Genomic DNA, 13,884 nt, shown 5'->3' on the forward strand with positions numbered 1-13,884 from the left:
TGGCAAAATCGCGGTCGAACGTAGATCGAGACTGTAGTCACGCAACTGAGCGATCAGCGGGCCAGGGTTTATCCCGGAAGCCGGACCAATCGAGGTCCGTCAAGGATATGGCTGACCGACGATGAATACGCACAGCATGACGAATTGGCGCTCGGTGTTCGGCCATCCGACTCCCTACGACGAGCAGGTCGACGGTATCGAGTCAGCCATCGAAACCGCACGCGACGGCGGCTATACCGTGATCGAGGGGGCCTGTGGCACCGGCAAGACGATGATCGCGCTCACCGCAGGGATCGACCTCGTTCGCGATCCCGACAGCGAGTACGAGCGCGTGTTTGTCCTCACGAGCGTCAAACAGCAACTCCATCAGTTCGAAGAGGATTTAGAGACGATCAACGCGAATCTCCCGTCCGATTGGGACCCCGTCTCCGGGCTCACGCTCGTCGGAAAGGCGGATGTCTGCCCGTATAACCGCGAGGGAAAGGCGGGGATCGACGATAGCAATGTCTACGATCGGTGTGAGTCGCTTCGCGATCGTACGCGAGCACTCACAGGCGAAGGCGGTTCGACGACGGCGGGTAATCTCGCCTCTCGCGCGCGAAGTCAACAGATCGGGCTCGCCGACAGCGGCTCTCGAGGCGGCTCGGCCAACTTCCTCGAGACTGCAGGCGAAGCAACGCCCTATCCACCAGACATGCCCGAGTACGACGATGGCGGGCCGGCCGGAAGCGAAGTCGAGTACTGTCCGTTCTACGCCCAATACCTCGAGGATCTTCCGGACGAGGGTAGCGACGGCGACGCCGCCGAAGCGGTTCCGTTCGATTTCGCCGAGACGGGACTCGTCACGCCCGAAGACCTCGTCGGCCTCTCCGCCAGCCACGGAACCTGTCCACACTCGGTGATGGGGGCCGTACTCGGCCACGTCGAGGTCGTGATCGGGAATTATTACCACGCGTTCGATCCGACGACGACGTCTTCGTTTACCGGCGCATTGCTCGACGACTCGACGTTCGTCGTCTGCGACGAAGCTCACATGCTCGAGCCCCGCGTTCGAAACCTCGTCAGCGACGGGGTGGCCGACAGGACGCTACGAGATGCGGAGACGGAACTCTCGCGCGTTATCCAGCCGGTTCGACACGAACGGCAGGGAAGACAAACCGAGGGTGGGTCCAAGACCGCAGACGCGGATCTCGTTCGGGGGGAACTCGCCGATAGCGACGTTTCCTACGAGGAACTCGAGAAGACCCTTGAGTTCGTGCAGGATCTTCGGGGCGAACTTGAGCGACGCGTGGAGGCCCACCTCGAGAAGGAGTACGGAAACTGGAAGGCGGATCTGACGCAGCTCGAAGATGACGAGATCCCGCTTCGAGACCCCGCCGAACCCGCAGAGGACGAGATTAGCGAATGGGCGTCTCGAGCGGGATACAGCGATTCGGTCTGGGTTCGGGCGGAGGCGGTCGGCGCGATCGTCGAACGCATCTTGAATTCCGCGGAGGACGAGGACCGAACCCGCTCGATGCCCGCCGCCGGTCGTCTCCTCGGCGAGTGGTACCGCCGCGGGCACACCGACTACTTCAGGGAGATCGAACTCGAGCGAACGTGGAATGAGATGGAGCCCGACGATTCGTGGCGGCGGGCCTACACCGCTCAACTCGCCTTGCACAACTGCGTTCCGAGCGATGCGATCGGCTCGCAGCTCTCGACGTTCGGCGGCGGCGTGCTCATGAGCGCGACCCTCGAGCCGATGGACGCGTTCACCGAGGTGACGGGCCTCGAGTACCTCGAACGCGAGGAAGATCGGCCGGTCGCCAAACGACAGTACGGGTTACATTTTCCGGCGGAAAACCGCGAAAGCTTCGCGGTCGCCGCGCCGAAATTCACCTACGAGAACAGAGGTCGCGCTGGCGAAGAAAACCCGACCCGCAGGAGCTACGTCGACGCGCTCGAGCAGGTCGCCGACCTTCCCGGTAACGTCCTCGTCGGGATGCCCAGTTACGCCGAGGCGGAGTGGGCGGCGGGAGCGCTCGAGGATCGAATCGCAAAACCTGTCCTTGTGGACGCCTCCAGCAGCGACGACACGACCCAGTCGCTCAAAGACGAATTCTTCTCGGGCGAGGGAAAGGTACTGGTCACGAGTTTGCGGGGAACGCTCACCGAGGGGGTCGATTATCGCGGTGATCGGCTCTCGGCAGCGGTCGTCTGTGGCGTCCCCATCGTCAACACCTCGAGCCCGCGAACGAAAGCGGTTCGCCGCGCCTACGACGACGAGTTCGGCGACGGGTTCGAGTACGCGTTGACCGTTCCCGCAGTCAGAAAAGCGCGACAGGCGATCGGCCGGGTGGTCCGCAGTCCCGAGGATGTCGGCGTTCGCGTCCTGCTCGACGAACGCTACGCTCGGGACAGTTGGGATTCGGTTCGATCGTATCTCGCCGCCGACGAGGAGTTCCAGCCGGTGAGTCCCGACATGCTCGAACTCGGTCTCGAGCGGTTCCGAAGCCGGCTCGAGTCGTAACCAGCTCGAGTCGTAACCAGCTCGAGTCGTAGCCAGCTTGAGGGCCGACACCGATACCAGCTCGATCACCGGGTCCAGCTTATCGAATGACCGTCGTCGAGCCGGACGCCGAGTCGCTCATCTCCGCGTACAACGAGTACAGGAGGATCGCGAAACCGAACGCCGTGGCCGAACTCTGGACGGCCACGCCCAGCGCGACGTCCCCCTCGAGGTAGTGGGCGAGTCCGCCGAGGACCGATCCAACGATGATACAGCAAAACCCGATCGTGACGGCTCGGAGTGCTGGAGCGTTCGTTCGTCTGTACGCCCGAAACGCGAGCAGCGCGACTGCACCGCCGGTGAGGAAGGTCGCAGTGTTTGCGATCATAATGACCGCCGTGTATCCGTTCATGTACTTGATTCGTGGGTTCCGAGAGCGGTCGTCGATTTCGATGCGTTCGACGATGTCGCCGTGTTTGTCGGTGTGTGTTGAGTGAACATTCGAAAGTAGACGATCTACGAGGCAACCAGTAGAACGACCGAGACAGCAATATCGGAACGTCGGGCCCGTTTGTGGCTCTGGCAAGACCACCGCATCCACGGGCTCGCAACCGGTTCAACGGGACACGTTCGGTGTCACGGCGTATTCGTGGCCTCGGTCGTGATACCAGCCAGCGTTGAAAAGAACTGTAGTGGTCAGTTCCTTCAGTCCCGTTCCGGTTCTCAACCCTGAAGAACAGTCCCGAATATGTTCGATCGAGGTGGTCGACGATCGGTGACCGACGATCCACCGTCTTCCGACCGAACAAACGGTTCTCCCTCTGAAACTTCGATTTTCAGCCTTGCGTGGTTCGTCTGACGATGGTCGCATCGCGGGGAGAGAAGCCGACTGTGAGGTCGCCGTCCGGAACCTCCTCGAGGAGCAAGACGACTGACATCCCGTTCCATTTTCCGTGGACGCGAACGGTGGTTCCGAGGAATTCGCTCGTTTCGATGTCCACGGGAAATCTGTTGGTTTCCGCGCTTTGCGAGAGGTGCTCCGGACGGACGCAGAACGTTACTCGGCCACGGTTCCCGGCTTTTCCGTCTTGCGTCGAGCCGTCATCGGCCCCGTCCAAGAGCGGGAGTCGAAACGTTCGCCCGTTGGCTGTAACTTGTGCCTTCTCGGGCCCCTTCTCGAGGATTTCCCCCTCGAAAACGTTGTTGTCGCCGATGAACTCCGCGACGAACCGACTCTTCGGCGTTCGGTAGATCGTTTCGGGCGTTCCGACCTGCTCGACTCGCCCCTCGTTCATTACGGCGAGACGATCCGAGACGGCGAGTGCCTCTTCCTGATCGTGAGTCACGTAGACGGTCGTGATATCCAGCGTCTCTTGGATCCGGCTCAGTTGCCTGCGAAGCGACTCTCTGAGTTGCGCATCGAGGGCGCTCATCGGTTCGTCGAGCAGGAGAACGCTCGGCTCGGGCGCGAGCGCTCGAGCGAGCGCGACGCGCTGTTGTTGCCCGCCCGAGAGCTGTGTCGGGTCTCGCTCACCCATGCCCTCAAGGTCGACCAACTCGAGCAGTTGTTCGATGCGTTGCTCGCCCGAGGTTCCGTTAGGGGGATCTCGAAATCGCAGCCCGTAACCGACGTTTTCGGCGACGGACATGTGCGGAAAGAGCGCGTAACTCTGGAAGACGACGCCGACGTCGCGGTTCTCGGGAGCGGTTCCGGTCATCGGTTCGCCGTCGAATGTGATTGTTCCCGTCGTCGGCTCCTCGAAGCCGGCGATCGTCCGGAGCGTCGTTGTCTTGCCACAGCCTGAGGGGCCGACGAGCGTGAAGAACTCGCCGTCTCGAACCTCGAGATCGACCCGCTCGAGGGCCTCTGTCGCGCCGGCTCCCGAGCCGTACCGCTTGGTGACGGCCTCGAGGCTGAGTTCGGTCACCGCTCGAACCTCCCGCCGACGCGGTCGATGACGACGAAACTCGAGGCGGTGACGAGGAGTAAGATTGTTCCCATGGCGATCGCAGGGCCGGATCGGCGGCCCAGATACCGCTCGAGTGCGACTGGCATCGTGTACGTCTCGCTGCCGCCGGCCAAAATCACCGTCGAAGAGAACTCGCCGATCGAGATTGCAAAGGCGAACGCCGCGCCGGCGACGATCCCGCTGGCGATTAACGGCAGTTCGATATCGAGCAGAGCGCGGGTTCGCGAAGCGCCCAGTGCACGAGCGGATTCCATCATCGCCGGGTCGAGATTTGACAGAAGCGGTGAAACGTTTCGCGTCACGAACGGATAGGCGGCGACGGCGTGTGCGACGACGATCGCGACCGCCCCGGTCACCTGAAACTGCCAGCCGAACGGAAGCGAGATGCCGAAGACGAGTCCCTGGAGGAGCCCGATTCCGAAGACGACGCCGCTGACGGCGAGTGGCACCATCGCGAGGGTGTCGATGATCGTCCCGCTTTGTCCGGCGCGAGCCGTCACCACGCTTACGACGACGCCCATCGGAACGGCGATCAGGAGCGTTCCCAGACCAAACAGCAGCGAGTTTCGAATCGCCGGATACGGCTGAGTCTGGAAATCCGCGCCCTCGACCTGACGCTCGAGCAAGAACGAGTAGTGCCGAAGTGTAACACCGTTGCTATCGGTAACTCCTCCGATGACGAGACTCACCATCGGCCCGACGAAGACGACCAGCGCGACGACGCCGTAGCCGACGATGGCGAGCCGCTTGGGGGATAGTGCGGTTCGAAGGTCCGGAAAGAGCTTTTCTCTGCCGGGTGACGACGCGGCCCGTGAAAGCCCGGACTGGGCGGACTCGTACCTGAGATAGGCGTAAGTGAGTCCGAGCGAGAGGATCGTCTCGAGGATCGCAAGCGTCGCGGCTTCGGCGTAGTCCAGGCGGCGCATTCGATCGTAGATCCAGACCTCGACGGTCGCCAGTTCGAGGCCGCCCAGCGCGAGCACGATCGGGAAGGTCATGAAGGTGAAGATGAACGTCAACAGCGCACCGGTGAACACCGCAGGAAGCAACTGCGGAACGACCACGTCGAGGAACGCACGGCGGCGACTCGCCCCCAGACTGCGGGCCGTTTCGACGGTTCGCGTATCCACGGACTCCCACGCGGCGACGGTGATTCTGGCGATTAGCGGCGCGTTGTAAAACGCGTGGGCGACGATAACGATCGTGAGGGGACTGTACTGCATGAACGAGTACGGTCCGAGCCCGACCGCGCCGAGCAACGAGTTGAGCGTTCCCGCCTGCCCGAACATGGCGTAAAAGCCGACGGCGACCATGATCCCGGGAAGGACGAACGGCAGGATCGTCAGCGATCGAATCGTTTGTCGGCCCCGAAACTCGTAGTTCGCGAGCACGTACGCCGCCGGCAATCCGAGCACCAAACTCGCTATCGTCGATAGCGCCGCCTGATAGGCGGTAAAGCCGAACAGTCCGCCTCGAACGCCGGGGGTCTGAACGGAAACCCAGGGAAGCGGAACCTCGAGGCTCGGAAGCGGCGTCTCGAGGGACAACGAGATCGAAATCGCGCCGAGCCAGCCGACGAGCGCGCCGAGGTGACCCCCGATCGCGAGCGGGTTCTCGAAGACTGCCGCCAGCGACCCGAAGTAGAACGGATCGGCCAGCACGGCCCGGAAGTGCTCGAGCGTCGGAACGCCGTCGACGAAGACCGCGTTCGCGAACACGATTCCGACGGGAAAATACAGCATTACGGCGAGCACGCCGGCGGACAGGAGCGCCGTCAGTTTCAGCGCGTGGCGCTCGAGCCAGTCGGCGACGGTACTATCCTCGAGGAAGCGACGAACGGGCTGTTTCCCGATCAAACTCCGGCCGCTGTCGTGTTCGTCGCTCGGTGTCACGATCCGTTATTGGACGATCGTCTGTTCCCAGTCGTCGACCCAGTCGTTCAGATTGCCGTCGAGTTCGTCGTAGGTGAACGTAACCGACTCCTCGGGCTCGTGGGCGTAGTCATAGAAGCTCTCGTCGAGGTCGACGAACTCGTCCGCGACCGCGGGAAACTGGACGTTCTTTTCGGCGATCGCGGCCTGGGCCTCGCTCGTGAGGACGAAGTTCATGAAGTTGTGCGCGAGTTCGGTCTTGGTACTGTCGGCGAAGACGGCCATTCCCTCGTGGTTCTCGTAGCCCTGGCCGTCGAGAAACGCGATCTGGTTCCGGGTGAGATCGGGATCGTCGCCGCCCGCGTGAAAGACCTGATCGGTCGAGTAGGAGACGATGACCGACCGCTCTTCGTTCGCGTACGGTCCGAAGTAGGTGTCCGTCCAGCTATCGCCGACCATGACGCCGTTGTCCTGTAGATCCTGCCAGTAGTCGAGGTAGTCGTCCTCGCCGTACTGGTCGATCGTCCAGAGCAAGAACGCCTGTCCCGGATCGGAGTCCTGTGCGTTCTGGACGACGAACTCGTCTTCGTACTCCGAATCGAGTAGATCGTCGAACGTCTCGGGCGTCTCGACCGCGCTTTCGTCGTAGACGAGACTGATGTATCCCGTATCGTAGGGTAACACCCGGTCGTCCGGGTCGCCGAAGTCGATATCGTCTCGAATTCGATTCGCGTTCTCGAGTTCGTCTCGGTCGAGCGACTCGAACAACTGGTCGTCGAGGTTGTCGTCGACATGGACCAGATCGTCGACGTTGAGGCCGAGAAAGAGGTCCGCATCGACGCCGCTCTCCTGTTGGGCCTGCTGGATGTAGACGTTAAGTCCCTCTTCGGGGACCGTCCAATCGATTTCCGTATCCGGGTACTCTTCCTCGAACGCTTCTTTGAGCCACTCGGCCGGCGAGTCTCCGTCCTCGAGTTCCCCCTCGACGAACGATGAGTACGTCGCGATCTTGAGTTCACCTTCGTCCTCCTCTCCGTTTTCTCCGTTTTCGCCGTTTTCTCGGGTGAGACAGCCGGCAAGCCCCGCGGTTGCTGTGCCCCCGCCGACGGCACGAACGAACGTACGTCGTTGCATTACTCGGTTGTGACACCGGGTAGTCTTAAACGCCGTGATCGGCGCTCCGGCGGTCCGAACGACTTTAGGCATCGACTGTGAGGTGTATCTGTGCCATCGAATCGCCGACTCGTTATCGCCGGAATCGTTGCCATACTCGGCGTGCTCACCGGAGCGATTTTACTCGACGTGCTCGGGACGATTTTGTTCGCGCTGACTGTCGCATACGTTCTCATCCCGGTCCACGGCTGGCTCATCAGGCGAGGGCTCACCGATCGCATGGCGGCCATCGCTGCGACGACGCTCGGCTTTGTAACCGTTCTTGCCGTCTTCTCGCCGATCTTCCTGACGCTCTATCTCCGTCTCGAGGAACTCGAGGCGCTCGTTCGAAGCCTTCCATCCGAAATCGTGATCGACGTATACGACCAGACGTACACGCTCGAAGCGGGCGAAGTGCAGTCGTTCGCTCTCTCCTGGCTGAGCGACGTCGCGATCGCCTTCGCTTCCGATTTGCCGGTCCTCGCGATCAAGTTCGCGCTGTTTGTCATCCTGTTGTTCGCCTTGCTTCGGAAGGGTGATGCGGCTGGGAGAGCGGCCATCGCACCGGTTCCACACGGGTACCGCGACATCGTCTACGCGCTCGCCCAGCGCGCGCGGGAAACCCTGTATGCTATCTACGTGTTGCAACTCGCGACCTCCGTCGCAACGTTGCTCATCGGCTACCCGCTGTTCTGGGCGCTCGGATACGACATGGCCTTTACCCTGGCGATGATCGCCGCGATCCTCCAGTTCGTGCCGATAATCGGGCCGAGTCTGCTCATCGCCCCAATCGCGATCTACCACGTTGCGGTCGGCGAACTCGTCGCCGGAATCCTCGTGGGAGTACTCGGCGTAGCGCTAATCGCGTGGTTCCCCGACGTGGGCGTCCGGCCGTACTTCTCCCGTCGATCCGCGAATCTGCCGGGAAGTCTCTACTTCGTCGGGTTTACCGGCGGCCTGTTCACGCTCGGTCCGATCGGTATCGTCGTCGGCCCGCTGATCGTCGCTGTCTTCGTCGAAGCCGTCGACCTGCTCGGAGACGAAGTCAACGGTGATCGAACGTTTACCGAAATCGTTGAGGAGACCGCCGATCTCGAGGGCTCGGGCTTCGAACCGAAAGAACCCGCTCAATCTGAAGACTCGTCCGACGATCCGGAGTCTCGGCCTGCCGGTAACGGTTGAGACCCAGTTGCTTTCGTCCGCCAGTCTTCCCGTCGTCTTCACTATCCCATGTCTTTTTCTCCGCACCTGCCATCTAGGAACCTGACTATGGTTTCCGGACGGACACTCGTGAACGCGGTTATCGGGGCGGTCGTCGCAGTCGTTTTCTCGTTCATCCCGTTTTCGACGATTCTCGGCGGTGCCGCCGCTGGATTTCTCGAGGGATCGGACGGCCGCGACGGTGCGATTTCCGGCGCGCTCTCGGGACTGATCATGTTTCTGCCGATGGCCGGTATCGCGATGTTCTTCGCCGTGATATTTGGCGTCGGCTTCGGCGTGGCCGGAATGCCCGCGAGCGGAGCCGCTGTCGGATTGTTGTTTCTTGGTATCGTCGCCGGCGGCTTTTTCGTCTACGTCGTCGGACTCTCCGTGTTCGGCGGCCTGCTTGGCGCGTATTTGGCGCGCGAGTATCCCGAACAACACGCCTCCGCACGAGAAACGATAGGGTACGAAAACGCGCCCCGCGACTCGAGTCGTTCGTCCGAGGGCGAGTACGCTACGACTAGTACCCGTTCGGAGACAGACGAAGCCCCGCTCGAGGACGACGGATTCGGCCCCTCCGACGGCGACCGAGTTGATGATCACGAATCGGACTCCTACTGGGATCGAGACCGGCCCCCGATCAACACGGATACCGACGATGATCGAGTCGGGAACCGCCGCGATAGCGGAAGGCCCAACGACGAAGTCGATTCCCGAGACGATGACGACGGTCGATTCGACACCTGACCGACGCCCAGTTACCGTCACTCGTAGCGCAACGCGTCGATCGGGTCCGTTCGCGCGGCCCGCCAGGCGGGGTACAGCCCCGAGACGACGCCGACGAGGATCCCGACGACGACGGCGAGTACGACGTACTCGAGCGGGTAGACCAGTGGGAGCCCGATATACCAGGCCCCGAGATAGCCCGCGGCGAATCCGAGTGCGGTTCCCAGCACCGCGCCGACCAGTCCGAGGATCACCGATTCCATCAGGAAGAGTCCGAGGACGTCCCGATTCTGCGCGCCGACGGCTTTCATAATCCCGATCTCCCGCGTTCGTTCGGTGACCGATACGAGCATGATGTTCGCGATGCCGATCGAGCCGACGAGCAACGAAATGGCCGCGATGCCGACGATGAAGTTCTGGAGCAGACTCAGGATGTCCTGTAACTGCTGGAGCAGTTCTGTACTGGTCTCGAGCGATACAACGAGATCATCTCCGAGGAACTCGCCCGCGTCCGATTCGTCGCTCTCGAGGTAGGCCGTCGCGGCGTCTCGAGCGTCCTCGATCGCCTCTTCGTCGGTCGATTCCGCCTCGACGATGATCGCGGTAAACCAAGCGTCGTCGGCCCCTTCGGCTTCGGGTTCGTCCTGCATCGCCAGCGCGGCGGTTTGTGGGTCGTCTCCTTCACCTCCGTTCTGTTGGTCGCCGTCTGCTTGTTGTTCGTCTCCAGTTTGTTCTCCGTCCTGCTGACCGTCTCCGGTTTGCTCACCGTCCCCCTCCTGCTGTCCGCCGCCCATCTCGGCCGCCTGCTCGGTGTAGTACGGTTCGGTCGGGACGTAGACTCTTGGCGAGTTCTCGAACCCTTCGAACGGGCTTAGCCCTTCGGAGGTATCCGTGATGCCGACGACCTCCGTCTCGACTTGTTGGCCGGTCAACAGCGTGATCGTGAGTTCGTCGCCGACCTCGACGTCCTCCTCGAACTGGCCGGCAGCGGCGGGATTGAGCACCGCCTGCTCCTCGCCCGACTCGAACTGCTCGCCCGCCTCGAGCGTGTCCGCCCGGATGTACGACGAGCCCGACGCGACGACGCCGTCGCCCTGTGGCACCGTCTCGTTGCCGTCGCTGATCGTCTGGGTCTGTAAGGGGGCGTAGCCGTAGGCCGCCTCGACGTCCTCGAGATCGCCGACGGCGTCGAGGTCGTTCTGGCTGAAGACGGGCTGTGCGCCGGCACCCGGTCCAGCCTCGACGTCGGGATCTGCCGCCCAGCCGTAGAGGTTGCGCTGGTCGTCGGGACTAATGTCGCCGATAACGCCAGCCTGCAGGCTTGCACCGAGCGTGACGAACGCGATCACCGCCGCGATGCCGATGATGACGCCCAGCATCGTCAGCCCCGACCGGAGCTTGTGGCCCGCGATCGAGCGCCAGGAGAGACGCAGACTCTCGAGCGGTCCCATTACTCGTCTCCCTCCGGGCCCCCTTCGAGTTCTTCGATCCGCTCGATCTCACCGTCGAGCAGGTGCACGATCCGCTCGGCGCGCTCGGCGACGTGGCGCTCGTGGGTCACGACGATCATCGTGGTCCCGCCGCCGTGGAACTCCGCGAAGAGGTCGAGCACTTGTGCCTCGGTTTCCGTGTCGAGGTTTCCCGAGGGCTCGTCCGCGAGCACGATCGCCGGGTCGTTCACCAGCGCTCGAGCGAGTGCAACCCGCTGGCGCTGTCCGCCCGAAAGCTCGTTCGGGAGGTGATCCGTCCGGTCGCCGAGTCCAACGCGCTCTAAGAGTTCGCGCGCTCGGTCGCGTCGATCGCTGCGGGAAATCCCCTGAAACAACTGGGGGAGTGCGACGTTCTCGAGAGCGTTTAGCCGCGGCATGAGGTTGAACGTCTGAAAGACGAACCCGACCTCGGTCCCGCGGAGGCTGGTTCGTTCGCGTCCTGAAAGGGCGCTCACATCTTGCCCGTCGACAACGACCGTTCCCTCGGTCGGCGTGTCGAGACAGCCGACGAGGTTCATCAACGTGGACTTCCCGGAGCCGCTCGGTCCCATGATCGCGGTGTAGGATCCTCGGGGAACGTCGAGGGAGACGCCGTCGAGCGCGTGTACCGGCTCCCCGAGCTGGTAGGTTTTGCGGACGTTCTCGAGAGAGACCGCAGTACCTGCGTTCGAGTGTGTGCCCGGGCTCGGGTCGGCCTCCGGGTTCGAGTCTGTCCCCGTATTCGACATGGTGGTCCCCTCTACATCCCCGGCGAAAAATCTTCGCGGGGTTTCCGAGAGCCGCGAACTGTTTCGCGCTCGTCGTTTGGCCCCGTTCGACCGGAGGTGCAACGTTTTTGCCGATTCCCCACAGTGCTCGAGACATGAAACGCACGGGCGGTTCCGACGAGGCGAAACGCCGGGCGGGCGAACGCGCCGCCGAGGAGGTCGAAGACGGGTTCGTTGTCGGACTGGGAACCGGCTCTACGACGGCCCACGCGATCAGGGCGATCGGCGAGATGGTCGAGGGCGGACTCGAGATACAAGGCATCCCCACGTCCTTTCAATCACGCCAACTCGCGCTCGAGGTTGGCATTCCCCTCACCTCGCTTGACGCCATCTCGAGCGTCGATCTGGCCATCGACGGAGCCGATCGGGTCGTCGATACCGGGGACGGCGACGAACAGGTCCTCGACAGATCCGACGCGGGCGACGGCGACCTGATCAAGGGCGGCGGGGCGGCCCACATGCGGGAAAAACTCGTCGACACCGCGGCCGACCGGTTCGTCGTCGTCGCCGACCCCTCGAAGCTCGCCGACCGGCTCGGGGGGCCGATTCCGCTCGAGGTGGTGCCCGACGCCCATTCGGCCGTCGCCGACACAGTTCAAGAGCTCGAGGGCGAGCCGACGCTTCGCGAGGCTGAACACAAGGACGGCCCCGTCGTCACGGACAATGGCAACCTCGTGCTCGACTGTTCGTTCGGCCCGATCGAGGACCCCGAACGACTCGCGAGCCGACTCGCGTCGATTCCGGGGGTTCTCGAGCACGGGCTGTTCGTCGGGCGGACGGACGCGACCTACATCGGGACCGAGACCGGCGTCGAGGTTCGGGAGTACTGAGCGATTGGTGTGTCCGTTGGTACCCGGCCAACCCGACCGTCGCCTCCAGGGCGTACGTGTCGCCGACCTGTACGCTTATTTTTCCCTCCATCGTACTAGCGGGCGAATGGCGCGTCGAACGATCGAGGACGAGCGAGACGCCGAGATCGAAGCGTCCGATAGCGCCGCCGACGCGCCTCGAGCGTCGCCGATGGGAATCGTCGACGAGTCGGTCAAACGCCGGCTCGAGGAGGCCTATCGCAACGACATGGAAGACGAGCTAATCGTCGTCGACGTCTCCTCGCCCGAGGGCGGTTCCTCGATCGCCGTCGAGATGGAGACGCCCCACGGCGACACCGACTTCACAAAGTATTTCGACGGCCCGAAACACGGCTCGCTCGAGGAGTGCGAGGAATTCCTCCGGTTTCTCGAGGTGGCTGGCGTTTCGCCGCTCGAACTCGAGGAGCTGATCGGCTCGCGGATTCCGGCGTCGTTCGACCCCGAATCGGGGTGGATCGTCGCGAGCGAGTACGCGCCCGAACGGCACGAGGAGACCGACGCTTCGCAGGACGTGGGTGTCTCCGCTCGAGGACGGTTTGACGGCTGGATGAAGCGAAACATGGAGTGGCTCGTTCTTTTGATTCTCGTCGGCGGCGAACTCCTTATCGTTGCGATTCTCATCGTTCTTTTCGCCTGATTCGTCTGGTTCCCATTCGTTTCACTCGGCCTCGAGTTTGGACGTGAGTCGAGACATTGCTTCCCAAACGACTCGCGTCGGATTTTTCGAGGAGAACGCGTAGGACTCGTACGTGTAGGCCGTTTCGGAGTCACTCCGCTCCTGGAACTGTCCCCACCCTTCGACGTGTTCTTGTGGATGGTGGTGCCAACCGAAGCCACCAGTGCCGTCGCTATAGTCAACAACCCCGACCTCAAGGATCGGGGTATCTGCCTCGACCGCCGATGAAAGGAGAGCTCCGGCCGGTCGGAGTCGGTCTCGCCGGCGAACCAGCGGACGGTGAGGTGGCCGAATCCGCGCCGAGTTCGACGCGGTTTGTCGCAATGTCTGCCACGATTTCCGTGTACTCTCCCGACGGAAACCCGCGTACCGTAGCGACGGCCGGGTGTCGATCTCGTTCGCGATCACTCCTGCCGTGACGGCCGTCCGCTCATCGACGGGATGGACGTCGTCCCATGCCAGATCGGAACGGGCGGCGTCGACGTCGCCGTTCGGGTGGTTTCCCTCACCGATGAGGACCTCCGCGAGTCGGCGGCGGCTCCGGTCGAAGTCCGCCTCTCGGTTCGGGGAATTTCCCCTGTCGGACCCCCTTTGTTTCCCCTCGAGCCCGCACCGAACCCCCTTCGTTTCCACTCGAGAACTCCGCTCGAGTCCGCCATTCGTGGTCCG

Annotated in this window: 12 protein-coding genes; 5 read left to right on the forward strand and 7 right to left on the reverse strand. The window is 62.8% G+C overall.

Translation table 11 applies throughout. From position 1 onward, the window contains the following. Positions 1-136: 136 nt before the first annotated feature. The gene (locus tag QNM96_RS11940; protein WP_283836953.1) at positions 137-2,512 is read left to right on the forward strand and encodes an ATP-dependent DNA helicase; all 2,376 of its coding nucleotides are present in this window, start codon (positions 137-139) and stop codon (positions 2,510-2,512) included. 79 nt (positions 2,513-2,591) lie between these two features. Here the strand turns inward: QNM96_RS11940 and QNM96_RS11945 are convergent, their stop codons facing one another. The 4 genes from QNM96_RS11945 to QNM96_RS11960 form a co-directional block, all read right to left on the reverse strand. Next, entirely contained in the window at positions 2,592-2,903 is a 312-nt protein-coding gene (locus tag QNM96_RS11945) for a hypothetical protein (RefSeq protein ID WP_283836604.1), read from the reverse strand. A 424-nt stretch (positions 2,904-3,327) separates the two neighbouring features. Further along, entirely contained in the window at positions 3,328-4,419 is a 1,092-nt protein-coding gene (locus tag QNM96_RS11950) for an ABC transporter ATP-binding protein (protein ID WP_283836605.1), read from the reverse strand. After that, entirely contained in the window at positions 4,416-6,317 is a 1,902-nt protein-coding gene (locus QNM96_RS11955; protein ID WP_283836954.1) for an iron ABC transporter permease, read from the reverse strand. The genes QNM96_RS11950 and QNM96_RS11955 overlap by 4 nt, the downstream gene beginning before the upstream one ends. A 42-nt stretch (positions 6,318-6,359) precedes the next feature. Continuing rightward, positions 6,360-7,466 carry a thiamine ABC transporter substrate-binding protein gene (locus tag QNM96_RS11960; protein WP_283836606.1) on the reverse strand — a complete coding sequence of 369 codons (1,107 nt, stop codon included), beginning with the start codon at positions 7,464-7,466 and terminating at the stop codon, positions 6,360-6,362. Between the two features lie 90 nt (positions 7,467-7,556). Here QNM96_RS11960 and QNM96_RS11965 point away from each other — a divergent pair, with 90 nt between their 5' ends. Together QNM96_RS11965 and QNM96_RS11970 are read left to right on the forward strand one after the other, a co-directional pair. Continuing rightward, positions 7,557-8,666, forward strand: a complete 1,110-nt coding sequence (locus QNM96_RS11965) for an AI-2E family transporter (RefSeq protein ID WP_283836608.1) — start codon at positions 7,557-7,559, stop codon at positions 8,664-8,666. Positions 8,667-8,753: 87 nt separating this feature from the next. Next, positions 8,754-9,434, forward strand: a complete 681-nt coding sequence (locus QNM96_RS11970; protein WP_283836610.1) for a DUF5518 domain-containing protein — start codon at positions 8,754-8,756, stop codon at positions 9,432-9,434. Positions 9,435-9,451: 17 nt separating this feature from the next. On the opposite strand, the gene QNM96_RS11975 is transcribed toward QNM96_RS11970, so the two are convergent. Together QNM96_RS11975 and QNM96_RS11980 are read right to left on the reverse strand one after the other, a co-directional pair. Next, positions 9,452-10,864 carry an ABC transporter permease gene (locus QNM96_RS11975; RefSeq protein ID WP_283836612.1) on the reverse strand — a complete coding sequence of 471 codons (1,413 nt, stop codon included), beginning with the start codon at positions 10,862-10,864 and terminating at the stop codon, positions 9,452-9,454. Then, on the reverse strand, positions 10,864-11,631 hold the full coding sequence (locus QNM96_RS11980) for an ABC transporter ATP-binding protein (RefSeq protein ID WP_283836614.1): 768 nt from the start codon (positions 11,629-11,631) through the stop codon (positions 10,864-10,866). The genes QNM96_RS11975 and QNM96_RS11980 overlap by 1 nt, the downstream gene beginning before the upstream one ends. Before the next feature lie 134 nt (positions 11,632-11,765). Between QNM96_RS11980 and rpiA the strand changes: the two genes are divergently transcribed. Both rpiA and QNM96_RS11990 read left to right on the forward strand, forming a co-directional pair. Beyond that, the gene (gene rpiA / locus QNM96_RS11985) at positions 11,766-12,500 is read left to right on the forward strand and encodes a ribose-5-phosphate isomerase RpiA (RefSeq protein ID WP_283836616.1); all 735 of its coding nucleotides are present in this window, start codon (positions 11,766-11,768) and stop codon (positions 12,498-12,500) included. A 106-nt stretch (positions 12,501-12,606) separates the two neighbouring features. Next, positions 12,607-13,176 (forward strand): hypothetical protein, encoded by a 570-nt coding sequence (locus QNM96_RS11990; protein ID WP_283836617.1) that lies wholly within the window; start codon positions 12,607-12,609, stop codon positions 13,174-13,176. Between the two features lie 21 nt (positions 13,177-13,197). On the opposite strand, the gene QNM96_RS11995 is transcribed toward QNM96_RS11990, so the two are convergent. Continuing rightward, positions 13,198-13,848, reverse strand: a complete 651-nt coding sequence (locus QNM96_RS11995) for a hypothetical protein (RefSeq protein ID WP_283836618.1) — start codon at positions 13,846-13,848, stop codon at positions 13,198-13,200. Between the last annotated feature and the right edge of the window lie 36 nt (positions 13,849-13,884).

Source organism: Halostagnicola sp. A-GB9-2 (assembly GCF_030068615.1).
Lineage (GTDB): Archaea > Halobacteriota > Halobacteria > Halobacteriales > Natrialbaceae > Halostagnicola.